The sequence below is a fragment of the Amycolatopsis ponsaeliensis genome (genome assembly GCF_030182635.1).
GTDB classification, from domain to species: Bacteria; Actinomycetota; Actinomycetes; order Mycobacteriales; family Pseudonocardiaceae; genus Amycolatopsis; species Amycolatopsis ponsaeliensis.
This window is the reverse complement of the sequence record NZ_JAPZLD010000096.1, coordinates 1-17,806: the sequence shown is the minus strand read 5'-3', so window position 1 is coordinate 17,806 and position 17,806 is coordinate 1. Positions and strand designations below refer to the sequence as shown.

Below are 17,806 nucleotides of genomic sequence, written 5' to 3'. Positions count from 1 at the left end.
AGTCTCGAACCCGCCGCCTGAGAGCACCACCCGGCAACAACCGGCAGCGCTCCGCTCGCCGGGGGCTACGCCCTGCCCTGGTCACCTCGATTCACATACCAACACTGTTTCTCACTCACGACCGGTGACCAGCGCCAGGATCTCGCGCGCGACGGCGTCGTTCTGGCGGAAGCTCGACGCGTTCGTCCGGGGCCGGGTGAACGCCGCCGCCGAGCGGGCGCTCGTGTGCGGGCCCACGGCGAAGCGGTGCGGGTGCGGGCGGCCGGTGCCGTCGAGCAGGCGGGAGTCCGACACGCGCGTGTGGATCCGGCCCGACGGCAGCAACGCGCCGGTCACCGGGTCCGCCACCGTCTCCTCGGCCAGCTCGCCCGTGTCACGCAGCTGCCGGAGCAGGCCGTCCGCCGCCCGGGTCACGCTCGGGCCCGGCAGCCGCGCCTCGACCAGGGTCCGCGCCGACACCGTTCCCGGGTAGCTGGCACTGGTCGCGGCGAACTCGCCGCGGTCCGCCGTCACCTGCATGTCCGCGCCGGCGAACGAAACCACGCCGGCCTGGTGCAGGGCCAGCAGCTCCTCCAGCCGGCGCGGCGGCGGCCCGCTGGCGTAGTACGAGAAGAACCCGTGGAACCAGCCGTCCATATCGGACACTTGAGAGGACGCGTCCAGCCGTCCTTTTTGGACCAGCAGCGGCAGCTGGCCGTACACCGAGAGCAGCGCCATGAACGCGCCCAGGTCGGCGCTGAACTCCTGGTCGGCCCGGCGCGCCAGGTCGGCCTCGACGTACTCCCGCAGTTCCTTGCCGAACTCTTCCGCCGAGCCGAACTCGCGGCCCGCCAGTGGCCGGTCGAGCCGGTCGAGGTCGAGGCGGTCGGCCTCGGCGGGGACCGCCCGCTCGACGAGGTCCCGCATCCCCGGCGAATCCCAGGGCAGGTCGGCGAAGGCGTCGGCGAACACGACGAAGTCCAGGCGCACGCGGTCCGGGTGCCCGGTGAACAGCTCGCTGTAGTAGCCCCAGGCCAGCTCTTTCGCGATCAGCGGCCAGACGTCGGCGCGGAAGTCGAGCGCCTCCCCCGGCAGGCCGTCCATCGCGTAGGCGTCGAAGAACCTGGGCAGCCGCAACGGTTTCCCGCGCAGCCGGTAGCCGATCTTGGCGTGGTAGGGCACCCCGCGCCGCGAGCCGACGTGCAGCACCGGCTCGGCGCCGCTCGGGTGGTAGCGCAGGCCGCCGCCCGGGAGGTCTTCGAACCGGCCGCCGCGGCCCTCGGTCAGCAGCAGCATCAGGTCGACGAACGCCAGCCCGAACCCACGCACCAGCACGGTTTCGCCCGGCGCGATGCCGGAGTAGTCGACGTCGGCGGTGTAGCCGGCCGGGTAGTAGGCGAGCCCGTGGCGCGCGGCGAACGTGACGAGCTCGCGCTCCCGTTCGTCCGGTTCCGCGTCGAGGTGCCCGACGGTGAACACGACGGCGTCCGCCGCGACGGTCGTACCGTCGGACAGGCTGACGGTATGACCGTCGGCCCCGACGGCCCGCGCGGCGTGCTCGACGACGTCGATGCCTTCGGGGAGATCGCCGAGGATCTTGCGGTAGACCCAGGTCAGGTAGGCGCTCTGCAGCCGCCGGGTCGGGAAGTCGAAGCTGTCGAGCGCGGTCAGCTCGGCGACGACGTCGGCAGGCACTTCGGCGTCGAGCGCGCCCTCACGCACCTTTCGCGCCCACTCCAGCAGCGTCGGTCCCGGCCGCACCGGGCCCGCCATCTTCACCGAGTCGTCGGTGAACATCGTGACGTCTTCGGGCATGGAGTTCATCCGCAGCAGCGGCGACTGGTCGTAGCGCCACACGCGGCCGGGCCCCGGCGGGAACGGGTCGATCAGGTGCACCTCGAGCCGGCGGCCGCGCAGCAGTTCCGAATTCGCGCCGAGACGCTCGAGGACGCCGACCCCCCGGGGTCCGGCGCCCACGACAGCGAGGGTGAACGGCGCGCGCTCGGCCATGCAGCCGAAGCTACGCCGGGGCTCCCGACCAGGGCGTCCTTCTCATACTCCGGAATTCGGGGAATAAAACCAAACACTGCGGTGCGTGGCGCCGAATCCCCGGGGCACGTCGTCGAGAGGAGCGGATTTGTCCCCAGTCCACCCAGGCGCCCGGGCCTTCGCAGCACTGCCGCACCTGCGAAGACGTGACTGACGAGATCAGTCCGCCGCACCGCGTTCACACCGCGCAGGACGTGGTCGGCACCCTGCTCAGGGGCAACTGGGCGATCTTCGCGCACGAGTGGGCCGACCCCGACGGGATCGACCCGAAGCATTGGCGGGACGTCGTCGAGGCCGCGTCGGAGGCGGCCGGGGTCGACGTCGAGTTCGTGGTCGTCCCGCGCCGGTCCCTGACCGTCGTGTTCAACCGGGCGGCCCCGCCCACCTTCGAGCAGGTCCGCGCGTCGATCGAGGTGATCGAGCGGTACCGGGCCTGAGTTCCACCCTGCGGACTGCGTTGCCGCCCCCTCGCGCCAGGCGTAGCCCTGGGGGTAGCGACGTGAGAGAAGGTGGACGGAATGCCGGTGGAGTTCCTGGGCATCGGAGGCACGCACGACGGGTCGGAGACGCACGCCCGCTCGGGCGGGGTGTTCGACAAGGAGTACACGCTGCGCCTGGCCCGCGCGCACGAGGACTTCGGCTGGGACCGGGTGCTGTTCGCCTACGGCTCCGGCTCGCCGGACCCCGCACAGGTGGCCGCGTACGTCGCCACCAAGCTCGAGAAGCTGCAGATCCTGCTCGCGCACCGCCCGAACGTCTCGTACCCGACGTTCGCGGCGAAGACGTTCGCGACGCTCGACCAGATCTCCGACGGCCGCCTGACCGTGCACTTCATCACCGGCGGCAACGACCACGAGCAGCAGCGCGAAGGCGACTACCTCACGAAGGACGAGCGCTACGGACGCACGCGCGAAGCGATCCAGATCATCAAGAAGGCCTGGACGTCGGATGAGCCCTTCGACTTCGAGGGCGAGTACTACCGCTTCAAGGACTACGTCAGCGACGTCAAACCCGTGCAGAAGCCGCGGCCGGGCGTCTCCTTTGGCGGCTCGTCGCCCGCCGCGTACGCCGCCGGCGGCGCCGAAGCGGACATCTACTGCCTCTGGGGCGAGCCGCTGGCCCAGACCGCGGAGCAGATCGAGTCCGTCAAAGCCGCGGCGCTGGCGGCCGGCCGCACGGACGTGCCGCGGATCCAGGTCGCGTTCCGGCCGATCATCGCGCCGACCGAGGAGCTGGCCTGGGAGAAGGCCCACGCGACGGTGGGCGCGATCAAGGACCGGACCAAAGGCGGCCAGCCGCTGACCCGGCGGCACAAGCTCACCGAGCCCGAGAACACCGGCTCCCAGCGGCTGCTGTCGGTCGCGGCGCAGGGCGAACGCTTCGACCGCGCGCTGTGGACCCCGACGGCGGCCGCGACGGGCGGCGCGGGCAACTCGAACGCGCTGGTCGGCACGCCGGAGACGGTCGCGCAGGCGCTGCTGGACTACTACGACCTCGGCGTCGAGATCCTGTCGGCGCGGGGCTACGACATGCTCGGCGACACGATCGACTTCGGCCGGTACGTCATCCCGATCGTCCGGGAAGAGGTGGCCAAGCGGGACGCCGAGCGCGCGTCCGGCGTGACGCGGGCCCCCGCGGAGGACGCCCTCGCCGTCGACGGCTGATTCCCCGTTCTCCCCAGTAGCCACCTCGCGAACGCGAGGTGGCTACTTTTGCCTCTGGCCCTCCGGCCATCGGGTACGGAATGATCCATTGGTGACTCCTGGGCGACCGGCCAGACACTGCGGGCTATCGTCTGACCCGTCCAGGAAAGCTCCGTGACACCTTGGATACCGGCGAAAGAACCTAGAGATTTACCAACAGTCACGGGACACTGACTGTGGTAACTCACGTACCGTGACTACCCCATGACCGTTCGGCCCCGTTAATCACCAGCGGTCATGCGAAGAGCACGGTCTGTACAAGAGGTCGGGAGAATGCGCATGGCAGCTCCGCGGGATCGCGTCACGTTCCGCGAGGTGTTCGGGATCGCCGAGTTCCGCGCGCTGTGGTTCGGGGAACTGCTGTCGATCGCCGGTGACCAGCTCGCCAGAGTCGCCCTGTCCATCCTGGTGTTCACCGGGACCAACTCCGCCACGCTGACCGGCCTCACCTACGCGCTGACCTACGCGCCCTCGCTGCTGGGCGGCATCTTCCTGACCGGCTTCGCCGACCGCTTCCCCCGCCGCACCGTGATGGTGCTCGTCGACCTGCTGCGCGCCGCCCTGATCCTGCTCGTCGCCCTGCCGGGCGTGCCGTTCTGGCTGATGTGCGTGCTGGTCGGCGGGGTGTCCCTGGTCAACCCGCCGTTCAAGGCGTCCCAGCTCGCGCTGCTGCCGCAGGTGCTCGAAGGCGACCGGTTCGTCGTGGGGATGGGCATCCGGAGCATGACCGTGCAGAGTGCGCAGCTGCTCGGGTTCGCCGGTGGCGGCGCGCTGCTGATCGCCCTCGACCCGCACGTGGCGCTGGCCATCGACGCAGCGACGTTCGTGCTCTCGGCCCTGTTCATCCGCCTCGGCGTCCGGGCCCGGCCGGCCGCGGCGAGCGGCGAGCAGCGCAAGTCCTTCTTCGCGACGCTCGGGGGCGGCAGCCGGACGGCGTTCGCGAACTCGCCGCTGCGCACCCTGGTGCTGTTCACCTGGCTGATGGGGCTCCTGCCGGTCTACGAGGGCATCGCCGCGCCGTACGTGGCGGCGTCGGGCGGTGGCCCCACGGCGATCGGCCTGCTGCTCGCGGCCGACCCGATCGGCAGCGTCATCGCAACGTTCGCCTACACGCGCTGGGTGCCCGCCCGGCTGCGGCCGAAGCTGATCGGCCCGCTCTCGGGGCTCTGCGCGGTCCCGCTCGTGCTCTGCTTCCTCAACCCCGGGCCGACCGCGTCGATCGTGCTCTTCATCATCTCCGGCGGCCTCGGCACGGTCTGCCTGCTGCAGGCGACGGCGTCACTGACACTGGCCGTGCCCGACGCGCAGCGCGCGCAGGTGATGGGCCTGTCCAACACCGGGCTGACCACGATGATGGGCATCAGCCCGTTGATCGGGGGCGTGCTCGCGGATCAGCTGAGCCCGCACGGCACCGTCGGGATCTTCGGGATCGCCGGGATCGTGCTCACCCTGCCGCTGGCGGTGCTGTGGACCCGATCGTTATCGGGCGAACCCGGACGATGGCACGACAAAGAAGCCGCACGCGCCGAACATGCTTGACATGCCCCGCGCGTGGGCCTGACCTGCGCGACCTTGCGGTGCGCTGTGCGGTCACTGATCTTTGCCGCGCATCGCTGGCCACCTCTCGTTCCGGTGTCATAGAAAAAGTACACACCGAAAGCCCTTGTGGACAGCTGGCAAACGGTCTGAAACTGTCCGTGAGTAGATTGTCACTGATCACCTGCGCAAGGGGCTGGGGGAAAAATGGTCACATCGGGGGAACGGTCTGGACAAGCCTCGGGTCGTGGTGTTGCGGCCTGGGCGCTGTGGTCGAGGCCACGCGCTTGGGTCGCGGTCACACTCACCGCGATCGCCGTCATGCTTGCCTGGACCACGGCCGCCACGTTGTCTATTCCGGTCACGCTCGCGAACGTGGGGACGTTCGCGCTGCTCACCGGGCTCGCGGTGACCCAGACCGAAGTCAGCAGGCGCATCGAGCGCCAGCGCCGGATCCTGAGCAACGGGCCGCACGTCAACATGACGTCGGTCTGGCTGCTCCCCGCCGGGCTGCTGGTGCCGCCACAGCTGGTCGCCGTCCTGGGCACCGTGCTCTACATCTACCTCGCCTTCCGCAGCTGGTCGGGCTTCCGGCCGGGCGAGTTCCACCGCGTCGCGGCCAACGCGACGACGATGATCCTCTCCGGCTTCGCCGCCGGCCTCGTCGCGGAAGCGCTTCACGGGCACGGCATGACCGCCGTCGCGCTCGCCGCCGTCGCGTTCTTCACCGCCAACACGGCCCTGACCGGGCTCGGCCTGTACCTGGCCGCACCGGAGAAGGCGACCGTCGAGGGCTGCCTGGGGAACATGGACGACAACCTGCTGGAGCTGGCCACCCTGTGCGTCGGCGGCCTGCTCGTCATGGTCCTGACGACCGAGCCGCTGCTGTCGGTGCTGGTCATCCTGCCGCTGTACGTGCTGCAGCGGTCCGTGCTGATCAAGCGGCTGGAGGAGCTGGCGACGACCGACCAGAAGACGCAGCTGCTCAACGCCACCACTTGGCAGGACGGCGCACAGCGGGAGATCTCTCGCGCCGCGCGGGACAACGGCAGCTTCGGCGCCATGATGATCGACCTCGACCACTTCAAGCGGATCAACGACACCTACGGGCACCTCGCGGGGGACGACGTGCTCAAGGCGGTGGCCGCCGTGGTCAAGCAGGAGACCCGGGCGCACGACCTGGTCGGCCGGTTCGGCGGCGAGGAGTTCGTCGCGCTGTTGCCCTCGACGTCCAAAGCGGACGCGATCGTCACGGCGGAACGGATCCGGCAACGGGTCAGCGAGCTGATCATCAGCACGAAGACCAACGAAGGCGCCGCTGTCGCCATCGAACGGCAGACGGCGTCCATCGGCGTCGCCGCCTACCCGCTCGACGGGTCGTCGATCGAGGAAGTGATGTCGTCCGCCGACGCGGCCGTGTACGCGGCCAAGCACGGCGGGCGGAACCGGGTGGTGGGGTCGCCCGAAGTAGCGCTGACCGCGGCTTAGCTGCGCTCAGCGCAGCCGGTCGATGACGTCGCTCGCCTTCGTCTGGAGGCGGGCGACGCCGCCTACCGTGAATTCGGTCAGCAGGTCGATCAAGGCCTCCTGGTCCGGCGGCTCGCCGTCCCAGGTCGCCTGGACCAATGATTCGGTCATCGCGAAGAAGAGCGTGACGAGCGCGCGGTCCGCACGGCCGGAGTCGATGCCGTGCGCGGCCCACCGCTTGCGGCTCGCGTCGGCGTAGACGACGGCCAGTCTCTCCCTCAACCGGGTGAGAGCGGGGTCGCCCGCGCGCTCGGCCGCGCGGAGCACGCCGTAGGCCTCGGGGCTGTCGGCGACGAAGGTGACCATGTTGGCGTAGTTGGCGCGCGCCCAGGCCCGCAGGCCGGGCTGCGGGTCGGTCACCGACGGGCCCGCGATGGCGGCGAAGGCGCGCTCCTCGGTTTCGGCCACGACCTCGGCGAACAGCGTCGCGCGGTCGCCGAACCGCTCGTAGACGGACTGGCGCGAGACGCCGGCCTCGCGCGCGATCTGCTCGATCGTCGCGCCCTGCATCCCGTGCTGCGCGACGACCTTCGCCGTCGCGTTCAGCACGCGTGCGCGCTGCTCCCCGACCGGGAGCTTGCGCGGCCGTCCGCGCGGCGCCGGGCTTGACATGGTGGTCCACCTCACGTGATTCTTTTTCCGACACCTCTGTCCAAAAAGGTGTTCCCCGCGCACCAGCCCTGCTCAACGAGGAGCAAGCATGCGTATCTTCTCTCGCCGCGCCCTCTCCGCGGCGGTCGCCACGGTTTCGGTTCTGGCCCTGGTGGCGCTCGGCCCGCCGCAAGCCTCCGCCGCGTCGTTCTACGACCCCCCTTCGCCCTTGCCGGCCGGCAGCGACGGCGACGTCATCCGGCACGAGGTGTCGACGTTCTACATCGATCCGGTCAAGCTGATCAAGGCCGACGCCGGCGTCCAGCGGATCATGTACCGCAGCACCGACACCCACGGTTCGCCGATCGCGGTCACCGGGACCGTGCTGACCCCTCGGTCGGCCTGGCACGGCGCCGGGGTGCGGCCGATCGTCTCCTACGCCGTCGGCACGCAGGGCGAGGGCGACGACTGCGCGCCGTCGAAAGCGCTTGCCGCCGGCTTCGAGTACGAAGGGCCGTTCATCGCCGGGCTGCTGGCGCGGGGCTACGGCGTCGTCGTCACCGACTACGAGGGACTCGGGACACCGGGCGACCACACCTACGTCAACCGCGCTTCGGAAGGGCACGCGGTGCTCGACGCGATCCGCGCGGCGCAGCGGCTGCCGGAGGCCGGGCTCCCGGACGACGGCCCGGTCGCGATCGCGGGCTACTCCCAGGGCGGCGGCGCGTCGGCCGCGGCGGCGGAGCTGCAGCCGGGCTACGCGCCCGAACTGAAGCTGAAGGGCGCGTACGCGGGCGCGGTGCCGGCGGACCTCGGCGAGGTCGCCAAGAACCTCGACGGCCACTACGCGGTCGGCTTCCTCGGGTTCGCGCTGGTGAGCATGAACTACGCGTACCCGGAGCTGAACATCCCGGCGCTGCTCAACGCGCGCGGCAAGCAGCTGTTCGAGCAGGTCCGGACCGAGTGCACGGTGGAGGCGATCGCCGCGCACGCGTTCACGCAGTCGTCGACCCTGACGACCGACGGCCGCTCGCTCACGGCGTACCTCGGTGAAGAGCCGTACCGGACGCGCGTGGCCGAGCAGAAGATCGGGACGCTGAAGCCGACGGCGCCGGTGCTGATCGTCCACAGCGCACTCGACGACATCGTGCCCTACGCGCAGGACCGCGACCTGGGCCGGACGTGGTGCGGCAAGGGCGTGAAGGTGCGGTTCAGCACGACGCTGGTACCCACGCACGTGCTCGCCGCGGTGCGCGCGTACCCGGAGGCGTTCGCGTGGCTCGAGGCTCGCTTCGCGGGTCTGCCGGCTCTTTCCAACTGCGGCTTGTTCTGAATGCCATGAAGGGCACCCTCATGGCTCTTATGTCCATGAGGGTGCCCTTCATGACGTCTGCGTCACTTGAGGCCGGTGGCTTCCGCGGCGGCGGAGTCGGAGTCGGCGAGGAACGTGCGGCAGCGGTCGTACTCCTCGGTCTCGCCGATCTTCCCGGCGGCCTTGCCCAGCACCGCGAGGGCCCGTAGGAACCCCTGGTTCGGCCGGTGCGCCCACGGCACCGGGCCGAAGCCCTTCCAGCCGGCGCGGCGCAGCTGGTCGAGCCCCCGGTGGTAGCCGGTGCGGGCGTACGCGTAGGCGGCGACGGTCTCACCCGCGTCGAAGGCCTTCTCGGCCAGCGAAGCCCAGGCCTCGCTGTAGTCGGGGTGTTCGGCGGCGACGGCGGCCGGGTCGTTCCCGGCGTCGAGCGCGGCCTGGGCGGCGGTGTGCTCGGGCAGCAGCGTCGGCTCGGGGCCGAGCAGGTTGTGCGTCATGCCGCCCATTCTGCCCCGCGGGTCAGAAGAACAGGGCCCCCAGGACCCCGCCGCCGGCCAGCACCAGTGCGCCGATCAGGACGGCGGCCACAACTCGTTTCGGCATCATGGCGGCACACCCTGCCAACCGAGGCACACCGAAGGCAAGTCGTCCACCCTTAGGGGTGAATCCCGATTTTCGCGTCTTTCGCCACGGTCTTGGCCCGCTCGTGACCATGAGCGGCCATGATGTCCGGCATGGCCAAGGCAGTCGACGTCCCGGTGGACGTGATCCCGCGCAGCCCGATCGGCAAGACGCGGCTGTTCTTCACGCGGCACTGGCACCGCGGCGCCCCCGGGCAGCCGACGCCGGACTGGGTGCTCCGGTTCTGCTACGGGATGTGGCTGGCGGCGTTCGCGTTCAAGCTGGTCGGCTCGTCGTGGGACATGTCGTGGCACTTCATGTGGCTGCGCGACGACCTGGCTCCGCCGCACCTGATCAACACCGTCGGCACGGTGATCATCGTGGTGCTGGTGGCGATCCACAGCTACACGGGCCTCGGCTGTGATCGCCGCTCCCTGCGCTTGATGCAGATCGGCCTGCTGACGTTCCTGGTGGCGGCGCCGCTGGACGTGATCAACCACCGCGTCAACGGCCTCGACCTGACCGCGTGGAGCCCGTCCCACATGATGTTGTACCTGGGCACGGGCATCATGCAGGCGGGCGTGCTCCTGGGGTGGCTCCGGTTCTCACCGCCGGGCCGCTTCCGGACGGGCGTGCTGCTCGCGCTGTGGGCGTTCTTCCTGGAGAACACGTTCTTCCCGAACGGCCAGCAGGAATACGGGATCCTGGGATTGCGCGCATGGGAGCGCGGGGCACCGGAGGCCGAGCCGTCGCTGCTGGACTTCGCGGCCAACCAGATCGGGCACCCGGTCGACCGGACCGCGGTCATGCACTTCACGATGCCGATCCCGGAGTGGGTGTACCCGCTGTGGGGCATCGGGGTGATGGCGTTGATCTTGGTCTTGGCTCGGCGCACGTTGGGTTTCCGCTGGTCGGCTTCTGCGGTGGCTTTGGCGTACATCGCCTACCGCGGCGTGATGTGGCCGCTGCTGCTCGGCATGGGCTTCCCGGTGTCGACTATCCCGTTCTACCTGCTCTTCGTGGGGCTGGCGGTGGACCTGGCGTTCGCGATCGGCCGCGAGCACGGGCTGCTGACGGCGGGTGCGGGCGCGTTGCTGGTGACGGCGTTCGGGTACGGGGCGCTGTGGCTGCAGTCACAGTTCCGGCCGTGGATCCTGGGTGACGCGCACACGGAATCGGCGCCCCCGGTCGAATACTGGACGGCGGGAGTGGCACTGGTGGCGGTGTTCGTGCTGTGGGCGGCGGCCGGTCCGGTCACGCGCCGGCTGGCCGCCCGGCGTTCTGTTCCCGAAACGGTCTGAACACGACGAAGGGGCCGCCACAGCTGTGGCGGCCCCTTCGTCGTGAACGGGCTTACTTGACCTTCGTCCCAGCAGAGCCCAGAGCCTGGCAGGCCTCGACCACGCGCTGAGCCATCCCGGCCTCAGCGGCCTTCAAGTACGACCGCGGGTCGTAAACCTTCTTGTTGCCGACCTCGCCGTCGATCTTCAGAACCCCGTCGTAGTTCTTGAAGAAGTGGTCCACGATCGGGCGCGTGAACGCGTACTGCGTGTCCGTGTCGACGTTCATCTTCACCACGCCGTACGACACCGCCTCGCGGATCTCCTCCGGGAGAGAACCCGAGCCGCCGTGGAAGACCAGCTCGAACGGCTTCGCCCCCGCGTCCAGGCCGAGCTTCTTCGCCGCCGCCTCCTGGCCGCCCTTCAGGACGTCCGGGCGGAGCTTCACGTTGCCCGGCTTGTACACGCCGTGGACGTTGCCGAACGTCGCCGCCAGCAGGTAGCGGCCGCGGTCGCCCGCGCCCAGCGCGTCGATCGTCTTCAGGAAGTCGCCCTCGGCCGTGTACAGCTTCTCGTTGATCTCCGCCTCGACGCCGTCCTCTTCGCCGCCGACGACGCCGATCTCGACCTCGAGGATGATCTTCGCGGCCGCCGTCTTGGCGAGCAGCTCCGCGGCGATCTCGAGGTTCTCGTCGAGGTCGATCGCCGAGCCGTCCCACATGTGGGACTGGAACAGCGGGTTCTGGCCGTTCTTGACGCGCTCCGCCGAGATCTCGATCAGCGGGCGGACGAAACCGTCCAGCTTGTCCTTCGGGCAGTGGTCGGTGTGCAGCGCGACGTTGACGTCGTACTTCGCCGCCACGACCTGCGCGAACTCCGCCAGCGCGGCCGCGCCGACGACCATGTCCTTGACCTTCTGGCCCGACGCGAACTCCGCACCGCCGGTGGAGAACTGGATGATCCCGTCGCTCTCCGCCTCGGCGAACCCGCGGATGGCGGCGTTCACGGTCTCGGACGAGGTCACGTTGATGGCCGGGTAGGCGAACTCGTTCGCCTTCGCCCGGTCGAGCATCTCCGCGTAGACCTCGGGGGTCGCGATGGGCATCGGTATTCCTCCTTGGCAGGGATGGGTCCCGACCGCATCGTACGAGGTGGACCGCCGCCGCACACCGGTCCCCGGGGAGAAACTTCTCCGCACGTCGAATCGGTTCAGAAGGAGGTGTGTCCGGCCGCCGGGCGAACCGGCGGCCGGACGTAGATCACAGCAGTTCGGACGCCAGCGCGCGGTAGGCCGGCCAAGGGTCCTCGTTGAGCACCTGGACGATCACCTGGTCCGCCCCCGCCTCCAAGTGCGCCGACAGGCCGCGCGCGATCGTCGGCGCGTCGCCGTGCAGGGCCAGCGCGTCGATCAGGCGGTCGCTGCCCTCACCCTCCAGGTCGGCGTCCGTGAAACCGAGTTTGCGCAGGTTGGCGACGTAGTTCGACAGCCCGAGGTAGTACTTGACGGTGTTGCGGCCGATCGCGCGCGCCTCGGTGGCGTCGGTCGACAGGACCACCTTGTGCTCCGGGGCCAGCAGCTTGCCCGCGCCGAGGATCTCGCGGGTCTCGCGGGTGTGCTCCGGCGTCGTCAGGTACGGGTGCGCGCCCGCCGTGCGATCGCCGGACAGCTTGACCACCTTCGGGCCCAGCGCCGCCAGCGCGCGCCCGCCGACCGGGACGCCCGCCGCGTCCAGGCCGTCCAGGTACTCGACCAGCGCCGCGTACGGCTTCTTGTACTCCTTCGTCGCTTCGCGGTGGCCCGCGCCGACGCCCAGCAGGAAGCGGTCCGGGAACTTCGCCGCGATGCGCTCGTACGCCTTCGCGATCGACGCCGGTTCGTCCTGCCAGATGTTCACGATGCCGGTGGCGATGACCAGCGAGTCCGTCGCCGCGAGCAGGTCGTCCACGGGCGCGAGGTCGCCGCCGGGCGAGCCGCCCAGCCAGATCGCCCCGTAGCCGAGCTTCTCCGCCTCCGCCGCGAACTTCGCGTCGACGTTCCCGTGGTACCGCCAGATTCCGAGCTTGCCCAGTTCGATAGCCATGGAACACTCCAACGCGTGGGACGGCGATTTTCCTCCCGGGATCGGCGAACTAACGTCGAAGGCATGACCAAGCTGGGCAACACCGACCTCGACGTGTACGGCCTCAACCTCGGCGGCAACGTCTTCGGCTGGACGGCGGACGAGCCGCAGTCCTTCGCCGTGCTCGACGCCTACACCGCGGCCGGGGGCAACTTCGTGGACTCCGCCGACCTCTACGGCGGGGGCGGCGGCTCCGAGGAGATCCTCGGCAACTGGCTCGCCGCGCGCGGCAACCGGGACGACGTCGTCGTCGCGACGAAGGTCGGCATGTGGGGCGGCCGGCCGGGCCTGTCCGCGAAGAACATCCAGGCCGCGGCCGAGGACTCGCTGCGCCGCCTCAAGACCGACCACATCGACCTCTACTACGCACACCGGGACGACCCGGACACCCCGCTCGAAGAGACCCTGACGGCCTTCGACGCGCTCGTCCGCGCGGGCAAGGTCCGCCACCTGGGCGCGTCCAACTACAGCGCCGAACGCCTTGCCGAAGCACTGTCCATTTCGGACACGAACGGCCTCGCCCGGTACGCGGTGCTGCAGCCGCACTACAACCTCGTCGAGCGGGACTACGAGCGCGACCTCGCCCCGCTCGTCGAACGCGAAGGCCTCGCCACGCTGCCGTACTTCGCCCTCGCGAAGGGGTTCCTCACCGGCAAGTACCGCACGAAGGGCGCCGAAAGCGACAGCCCGCGCGCCGCCCGCGCGGAGTCCTATTTGGACGGAAACGGCGAGCGCGTGCTGGCCAAGCTCGACGAGGTCGCCCAGGCGCACGACGTCTCGGTCGCCACGGTCTCGCTCGCCTGGCTGCGGCAGCAGCCGACGGTCGCCGCGCCGATCGCCAGCGCCCGGACGACTGAGCAGCTGACCGATCTCATCGCGTCGGTGACGCTCGAGCTGACCGACGCCGAAGTAACCGCATTGAGCGAAGCCTGAACCTACTATCGGGTAGCTTACTGGCAGTAAGGTGAGGTACGGTGCCCTCCAGATAGCGACGTGCGACGTCCAGGAGGGCACCGTGGCCAACCCGTTTTCGCTGCTGAGCGGCACCAAGAAGGTCGACGGCAAGGTCGTCCTCATCACCGGCGCGGCCCGCGGCATCGGGGCCGGGCTGGCCGAACGACTCGCCGCCCGCGGCGCGAAGGTCGCCCTCGTCGGGCTCGAAGCCGAGGAGCAGCAGAAGGTCGCCGACAAGATCGGGCCGAACGCGCACGCCTGGGAAGCCGACGTCACCAGCTGGGACGCGCTCGAGGCCGCGACGGCCGGCGTCGTCGAGCACTTCGGCGGGATCGACATCGTCATCGCCAACGCCGGCATCGCGACCGCGGGCTTCGTCCGCTCGGTCGACCGCGCCGCGTTCGAGAAGGTCATCGAGGTCGACCTGCTCGGCGTCTGGCGCACGTTCCGCGTCACGCTCCCGCACGTCATCGAGCGCAAGGGCTACCTGCTGGCGATCTCGAGCCTCGCCGCGATCACGCACGCGCCGGGCATGGCGAACTACTCCGCCGCGAAGGCCGGCGTCGAAGCGTTCTCGAACAGCCTCCGCGCCGAGGTCGCCCACCTGGGCGTCAAGGTCGGCGTCGCGCACCCGACGTGGATCCGCACCGACCTCGTCGAAAGCGCCGACGCGCACCCGGTGTTCGGCAAGCTCCGCTCGTCGATGCCCGGCCTGATCGGCAAGACCTACCCGCTGGACGTCGCCCTGGACGACCTCGAAGCGGGCATCCTCAAGCGCGCCCGCACCATCCACGTCCCACGCTGGGTCGGCGGCCTCAAGCTGCTCCGCGCGTTCCTCCCGCCGATCATCGAAATCGGGTCCCGCAGCCGGGTACCTTCGGCGGACAAGGCCGCGCTGGCCGACATCGAGGCGCGCGGCGCGTTCGAGTCCGCGGTCACCGGGCACGGTGGCCGCGCGGCCACGACGAAGTCGTAGGAGCTGCGGATGTCACGTCGCGACCAGATCCGGATGACCGAGGACGAAGTGCGCGCGTACTTCGCCGAGCAGAAGGTCATCAACGTCGCCAGCGTCGGCCCGAACGGCCGCCCGCACCTCGCGCCGCTCTGGTACTTCCCGCACGAGGACGGCGTCGCGACCTGGACGTACGGCACGTCGCAGAAGGCCAAGAACCTCCGGCGACTGCCGGAGGCGACCGTGCTCATCGAAGACGGCGACAGCTACGAGAAGCTGCGCGGCATCTCGCTCGAGGCGGACGTCCAGATCATCGAGGACACCGCCGAAGTCACCCGGATGGGGATCACGCTCATGCAGCGGTACGCGGGCGCCAAGCCCGGCGACCCCGTGCCGGACGAGCTGAGCGGCTTCATCGCAGGTCAGGCCCCCAAGCGCGTCGGGCTGATCTTCCACCCGACGAAGATCGTCAGCTGGGACCACACCAAGCTCGGCGGGACGTACTAACCAGTAGGGAGTACTTCCAAGTAACTGTTACTTGAGGTAACGTCATCTCGGCAGCATCCTCGAAGCAGCGGAGGCCGACAGATGACCGAGCGGTTCAAGGTCGTGATCGTGGGCACCGGGTTCTCCGGGCTCGGCCAGGCGATCCAGCTCGAAAAGGCCGGCATCCGGGACTACGTGATCCTGGAGAAGGCCACCGAGGTGGGGGGCACCTGGCGCGACAACTCCTACCCCGGGTGCGCGTGCGACGTGCAGTCGCACATGTACTCGTTCTCGTACGAGCAGAACCCGGACTGGTCGCGGTCGTTCTCGCCGCAGCCGGAGATCTTCGAGTACCTCAAGGGCGTCGCGGACAAGTACCGGCTGCGCGAGAAGATCCGGTTCGGCGTCGAGCTCACCGGCGCCCACTGGGACGAGAAGGAGCGCCGCTGGACGGCGACGACCAAGGACGGCCGCGAGTTCGTCGCGCAGTTCCTCGTCTCCGGCGTCGGCGGCCTGCACATCCCGCAGGTCCCCGAGCTGCCCGGGATCGCGAAGTTCAAGGGCCAGACCTGGCACTCCGCGCAGTGGAACCACGAGTACGACCTGCGCGGCAAGAAGGTCGCCGTCGTCGGCACCGGCGCCAGCGCGGTCCAGTTCGTCCCGAAGATCGCTCCCGACGTCGCCGAGCTGACGCTGTTCCAGCGGACGCCGCCGTGGATCATGCCGAAGCCCGACCACGCGATGCCGTCGTGGGCGCAGACGCTGTTCAAGCGCGTGCCCGGCACCCAGCGCCTCTACCGCAACGCGCTGTACTGGCTGCTCGAAGCGCGGGCCATCGGCTTCAACGGCCACCCGGCGATCATGAAGGCCGGCGAGCTGATCGCCAAGCGCAACATCGCGAAGGGCATCAAGGACTCCGCGCTGCGCAAGAAGGTCACGCCGGACTACACCATGGGCTGCAAGCGCGTCCTGATCTCCAACGACTACTACCCGGCGCTGAGCCGGCCGAACGTCGACGTGAACACCGCCGGGATCAAGGAGGTCAAGGCGCACTCGATCGTCGACTCGGCCGGGGTCGAGCACGAGGTCGACGCGATCGTCTACGGCACCGGGTTCAAGGTGACCGACGCGCTGGAGTACCTCGACATCACCGGCGTCGACGGCCGCGACCTCGCCAAGGAGTGGGCCGCCGAGGGCATGCGGACCCACAAGGGCATCGCCGTCTCCGGCTTCCCGAACTTGTTCTTCCTGCTCGGCCCGAACACCGCGCTGGGCCACAACTCCGTGGTGTTCATGATCGAGTCGCAGTCGCGGTACGTCGTCGACGCCATCAAGCTCGCCGGCTCCCGCGACGCCGCCGCGCTCGACGTCCGGCCGGGCGTGCAGGACAAGTTCCAGCAGGACATCCAGGACAAGCTGGTCAAGGGCGTCTGGACGCAGGGCGGCTGCAAGAGCTGGTACCTCGACGCCAAGGGCGTGAACCGGACGATCTGGCCCGGCTTCACCTGGCGCTACTGGCTGGAGACGCGGAAGGTGGACCCGGCCGACTTCGAGCTTTCCGGCCGGGCGTCATGACCGCCGAGGACGAACAGCTCGTCCTGCACGCGCGGGACGTCGAGTTCGACTGGGCGAGCCTGCCGATGCACTGGATCCCGGGCGAACCGCAGGCCACGCACACCATCAACGTGCTGCACCTGGCGCTGCCCGAAGGCGAGCGCTGGTTCGTCGAGGTGTTCAAGCAGGCGGTGCCGCTGATCCGCGACGAACGGCTCAAGGCGGACGTCCTCGGCTTCATCGGCCAGGAGGCGGTGCACGCCGAGGCCCACGACGGCGCGGCGGCGCACCTGGAGGCCGCGGGCCTGCGCGTGCGGCCGTACGTCGCGCAGATGGAGTGGCTGTTCCGCAAGCTGCTCGGCGACCGCGACCTCACCGGCCAGGCGGCCGAGGAGTGGCTGGTCGAACGGCTCGGGATCGTCGCCGCGATCGAGCACTACACGGCGTTCCTCGGCCAGTGGGTGCTCGACGCGCCCCTGGAGGACGCCGGCGCCGACCCGGTGATGCTCGACCTGCTGCGCTGGCACGGCGCCGAAGAGGTCGAGCACCGGTCCGTCGCGTTCGACCTGTTCATGCACCTGGACGGGCGGTACACGCGCCGGGTGCGCAGCATGGCGGCGGTGACGCCGGTGCTGGCGTGGGTGTTCTCCCGCGGCACGCGATATCTGATGCGCAACGACCCGACCCGCCCGGGCCGCGCGACGCTGCGGGGTTACCGGCGAGCGGCGAAACGGGGCCTGCTGCCGACCGGGCGCCAGCTGGTGCGCGAGATCCGGCCGTACTTCCGGAAGGACTACCACCCGACGGAGACCGGGAGCACCGAGCAGGCGGTGGCGTACCTGGCGAGCTCACCCGCCGCGCGAGCCGCGGAGTGACGCTCGGCCGGCCCACCCGGCTCGACGGCAGCGACCGGACCGACCTCCTGATGTCCACTTTGGTCGGTGTGGTGGGCGTTTACCGCCGGATGTCGCGGTTCAGCGGGAAACGGCGGCCGCCGGTGCGCGAAGTGGACCGGAACCTGCCGCTGCTCGTCGAATCCGTCGAACCCGTGGCCGAGGACGTCGTCAGCCTGCGCCTGGTCCGTGCGCCAAGTGCCGTTAAGGCCACCTTACGGGCGTCTGACGCCCGTAAGGTGGCCTTAACGG

General features: G+C 69.9%; 16 protein-coding genes and 1 pseudogene. 12 read left to right on the top strand and 5 right to left on the bottom strand.

Annotation, left to right across the window (positions count from 1 at the left end):
• Positions 1-111 precede the first annotated feature (111 nt).
• Complete coding sequence (locus tag QQ657_RS55580; RefSeq protein ID WP_284750580.1) at positions 112-1,989, bottom strand: FAD/NAD(P)-binding protein; 1,878 nt, start codon at positions 1,987-1,989, stop codon at positions 112-114.
• A 185-nt stretch (positions 1,990-2,174) separates the two neighbouring features.
• Between QQ657_RS55580 and QQ657_RS55575 the strand changes: the two genes are divergently transcribed.
• The 4 genes from QQ657_RS55575 to QQ657_RS55560 all read left to right on the top strand — a co-directional run bounded on the left by QQ657_RS55575 (position 2,175) and on the right by QQ657_RS55560 (position 6,755).
• The gene (locus tag QQ657_RS55575; RefSeq protein ID WP_284750579.1) at positions 2,175-2,465 is read left to right on the top strand and encodes a hypothetical protein; all 291 of its coding nucleotides are present in this window, start codon (positions 2,175-2,177) and stop codon (positions 2,463-2,465) included.
• 81 nt (positions 2,466-2,546) lie between these two features.
• Complete coding sequence (locus QQ657_RS55570; RefSeq protein ID WP_284750578.1) at positions 2,547-3,692, top strand: LLM class flavin-dependent oxidoreductase; 1,146 nt, start codon at positions 2,547-2,549, stop codon at positions 3,690-3,692.
• 318 nt (positions 3,693-4,010) lie between these two features.
• Entirely contained in the window at positions 4,011-5,270 is a 1,260-nt protein-coding gene (locus QQ657_RS55565; RefSeq protein ID WP_284750577.1) for an MFS transporter, read from the top strand.
• Positions 5,271-5,588: 318 nt separating this feature from the next.
• The gene (locus QQ657_RS55560) at positions 5,589-6,755 is read left to right on the top strand and encodes a GGDEF domain-containing protein (protein ID WP_284750576.1); all 1,167 of its coding nucleotides are present in this window, start codon (positions 5,589-5,591) and stop codon (positions 6,753-6,755) included.
• Between the two features lie 6 nt (positions 6,756-6,761).
• Here the strand turns inward: QQ657_RS55560 and QQ657_RS55555 are convergent, their stop codons facing one another.
• Positions 6,762-7,406 (bottom strand): TetR/AcrR family transcriptional regulator, encoded by a 645-nt coding sequence (locus QQ657_RS55555; protein WP_284750575.1) that lies wholly within the window; start codon positions 7,404-7,406, stop codon positions 6,762-6,764.
• A gap of 88 nt (positions 7,407-7,494) precedes the next feature.
• On the opposite strand from QQ657_RS55555, the gene QQ657_RS55550 reads away from it, so the two are divergent.
• Positions 7,495-8,718 (top strand): lipase family protein, encoded by a 1,224-nt coding sequence (locus QQ657_RS55550; RefSeq protein WP_284750574.1) that lies wholly within the window; start codon positions 7,495-7,497, stop codon positions 8,716-8,718.
• A 62-nt stretch (positions 8,719-8,780) separates the two neighbouring features.
• Here QQ657_RS55550 and QQ657_RS55545 read toward each other — a convergent pair whose 3' ends face one another.
• A complete protein-coding gene (locus QQ657_RS55545) occupies positions 8,781-9,191 on the bottom strand; it encodes a DUF3151 domain-containing protein (protein WP_284750573.1) in 411 nt (136 codons plus the stop codon).
• A 237-nt stretch (positions 9,192-9,428) separates the two neighbouring features.
• Between QQ657_RS55545 and QQ657_RS55540 the strand changes: the two genes are divergently transcribed.
• A complete protein-coding gene (locus QQ657_RS55540; protein WP_284750572.1) occupies positions 9,429-10,616 on the top strand; it encodes a hypothetical protein in 1,188 nt (395 codons plus the stop codon).
• A 52-nt stretch (positions 10,617-10,668) separates the two neighbouring features.
• Here QQ657_RS55540 and fbaA read toward each other — a convergent pair whose 3' ends face one another.
• Both fbaA and QQ657_RS55530 read right to left on the bottom strand, forming a co-directional pair.
• The gene (gene fbaA / locus QQ657_RS55535) at positions 10,669-11,700 is read right to left on the bottom strand and encodes a class II fructose-bisphosphate aldolase (RefSeq protein WP_284750571.1); all 1,032 of its coding nucleotides are present in this window, start codon (positions 11,698-11,700) and stop codon (positions 10,669-10,671) included.
• Positions 11,701-11,854: 154 nt separating this feature from the next.
• Positions 11,855-12,676 (bottom strand): LLM class F420-dependent oxidoreductase, encoded by an 822-nt coding sequence (locus QQ657_RS55530; RefSeq protein WP_284750570.1) that lies wholly within the window; start codon positions 12,674-12,676, stop codon positions 11,855-11,857.
• 63 nt (positions 12,677-12,739) lie between these two features.
• Between QQ657_RS55530 and QQ657_RS55525 the strand changes: the two genes are divergently transcribed.
• The 6 genes and pseudogenes from QQ657_RS55525 to QQ657_RS55500 all read left to right on the top strand — a co-directional run.
• On the top strand, positions 12,740-13,648 hold the full coding sequence (locus tag QQ657_RS55525; RefSeq protein ID WP_284750569.1) for an aldo/keto reductase: 909 nt from the start codon (positions 12,740-12,742) through the stop codon (positions 13,646-13,648).
• An 82-nt stretch (positions 13,649-13,730) separates the two neighbouring features.
• The gene (locus QQ657_RS55520) at positions 13,731-14,645 is read left to right on the top strand and encodes an SDR family oxidoreductase (protein ID WP_284750568.1); all 915 of its coding nucleotides are present in this window, start codon (positions 13,731-13,733) and stop codon (positions 14,643-14,645) included.
• Positions 14,646-14,654: 9 nt separating this feature from the next.
• Complete coding sequence (locus QQ657_RS55515) at positions 14,655-15,128, top strand: pyridoxamine 5'-phosphate oxidase family protein (protein ID WP_284750567.1); 474 nt, start codon at positions 14,655-14,657, stop codon at positions 15,126-15,128.
• Positions 15,129-15,209: 81 nt separating this feature from the next.
• Positions 15,210-16,682: a flavin-containing monooxygenase gene (locus QQ657_RS55510; protein WP_284750566.1), complete on the top strand. Its 1,473-nt coding sequence runs from the start codon at positions 15,210-15,212 to the stop codon at positions 16,680-16,682.
• The gene (locus tag QQ657_RS55505) at positions 16,679-17,536 is read left to right on the top strand and encodes a metal-dependent hydrolase (RefSeq protein WP_284750565.1); all 858 of its coding nucleotides are present in this window, start codon (positions 16,679-16,681) and stop codon (positions 17,534-17,536) included. The genes QQ657_RS55510 and QQ657_RS55505 overlap by 4 nt, the downstream gene beginning before the upstream one ends.
• A pseudogene (locus QQ657_RS55500) lies at positions 17,533-17,806 on the top strand (hypothetical protein); the annotation flags it as partial. The gene QQ657_RS55505 and the pseudogene QQ657_RS55500, both read left to right, overlap by 4 nt.

What these genes read in the sequence shown, in the direction of transcription:
- QQ657_RS55580 (WP_284750580.1), bottom strand. Translation starts at nt 1,989, where the DNA reads ATGGCCGAGCGCGCGCCGTTCACCCTCGCTGTCGTGGGCGCCGGACCC.
- QQ657_RS55570 (WP_284750578.1), top strand. Translation starts at nt 2,547, where the DNA reads ATGCCGGTGGAGTTCCTGGGCATCGGAGGCACGCACGACGGGTCGGAG.
- QQ657_RS55565 (WP_284750577.1), top strand. Translation starts at nt 4,011, where the DNA reads ATGGCAGCTCCGCGGGATCGCGTCACGTTCCGCGAGGTGTTCGGGATC.
- QQ657_RS55560 (WP_284750576.1), top strand. Translation starts at nt 5,589, where the DNA reads ATGCTTGCCTGGACCACGGCCGCCACGTTGTCTATTCCGGTCACGCTC.
- QQ657_RS55555 (WP_284750575.1), bottom strand. Translation starts at nt 7,406, where the DNA reads ATGTCAAGCCCGGCGCCGCGCGGACGGCCGCGCAAGCTCCCGGTCGGG.
- QQ657_RS55550 (WP_284750574.1), top strand. Translation starts at nt 7,495, where the DNA reads ATGCGTATCTTCTCTCGCCGCGCCCTCTCCGCGGCGGTCGCCACGGTT.
- QQ657_RS55545 (WP_284750573.1), bottom strand. Translation starts at nt 9,191, where the DNA reads ATGACGCACAACCTGCTCGGCCCCGAGCCGACGCTGCTGCCCGAGCAC.
- QQ657_RS55540 (WP_284750572.1), top strand. Translation starts at nt 9,429, where the DNA reads ATGGCCAAGGCAGTCGACGTCCCGGTGGACGTGATCCCGCGCAGCCCG.
- fbaA (WP_284750571.1), bottom strand. Translation starts at nt 11,700, where the DNA reads ATGCCCATCGCGACCCCCGAGGTCTACGCGGAGATGCTCGACCGGGCG.
- QQ657_RS55530 (WP_284750570.1), bottom strand. Translation starts at nt 12,676, where the DNA reads ATGGCTATCGAACTGGGCAAGCTCGGAATCTGGCGGTACCACGGGAAC.
- QQ657_RS55525 (WP_284750569.1), top strand. Translation starts at nt 12,740, where the DNA reads ATGACCAAGCTGGGCAACACCGACCTCGACGTGTACGGCCTCAACCTC.
- QQ657_RS55515 (WP_284750567.1), top strand. Translation starts at nt 14,655, where the DNA reads ATGTCACGTCGCGACCAGATCCGGATGACCGAGGACGAAGTGCGCGCG.
- QQ657_RS55510 (WP_284750566.1), top strand. Translation starts at nt 15,210, where the DNA reads ATGACCGAGCGGTTCAAGGTCGTGATCGTGGGCACCGGGTTCTCCGGG.
- QQ657_RS55505 (WP_284750565.1), top strand. Translation starts at nt 16,679, where the DNA reads ATGACCGCCGAGGACGAACAGCTCGTCCTGCACGCGCGGGACGTCGAG.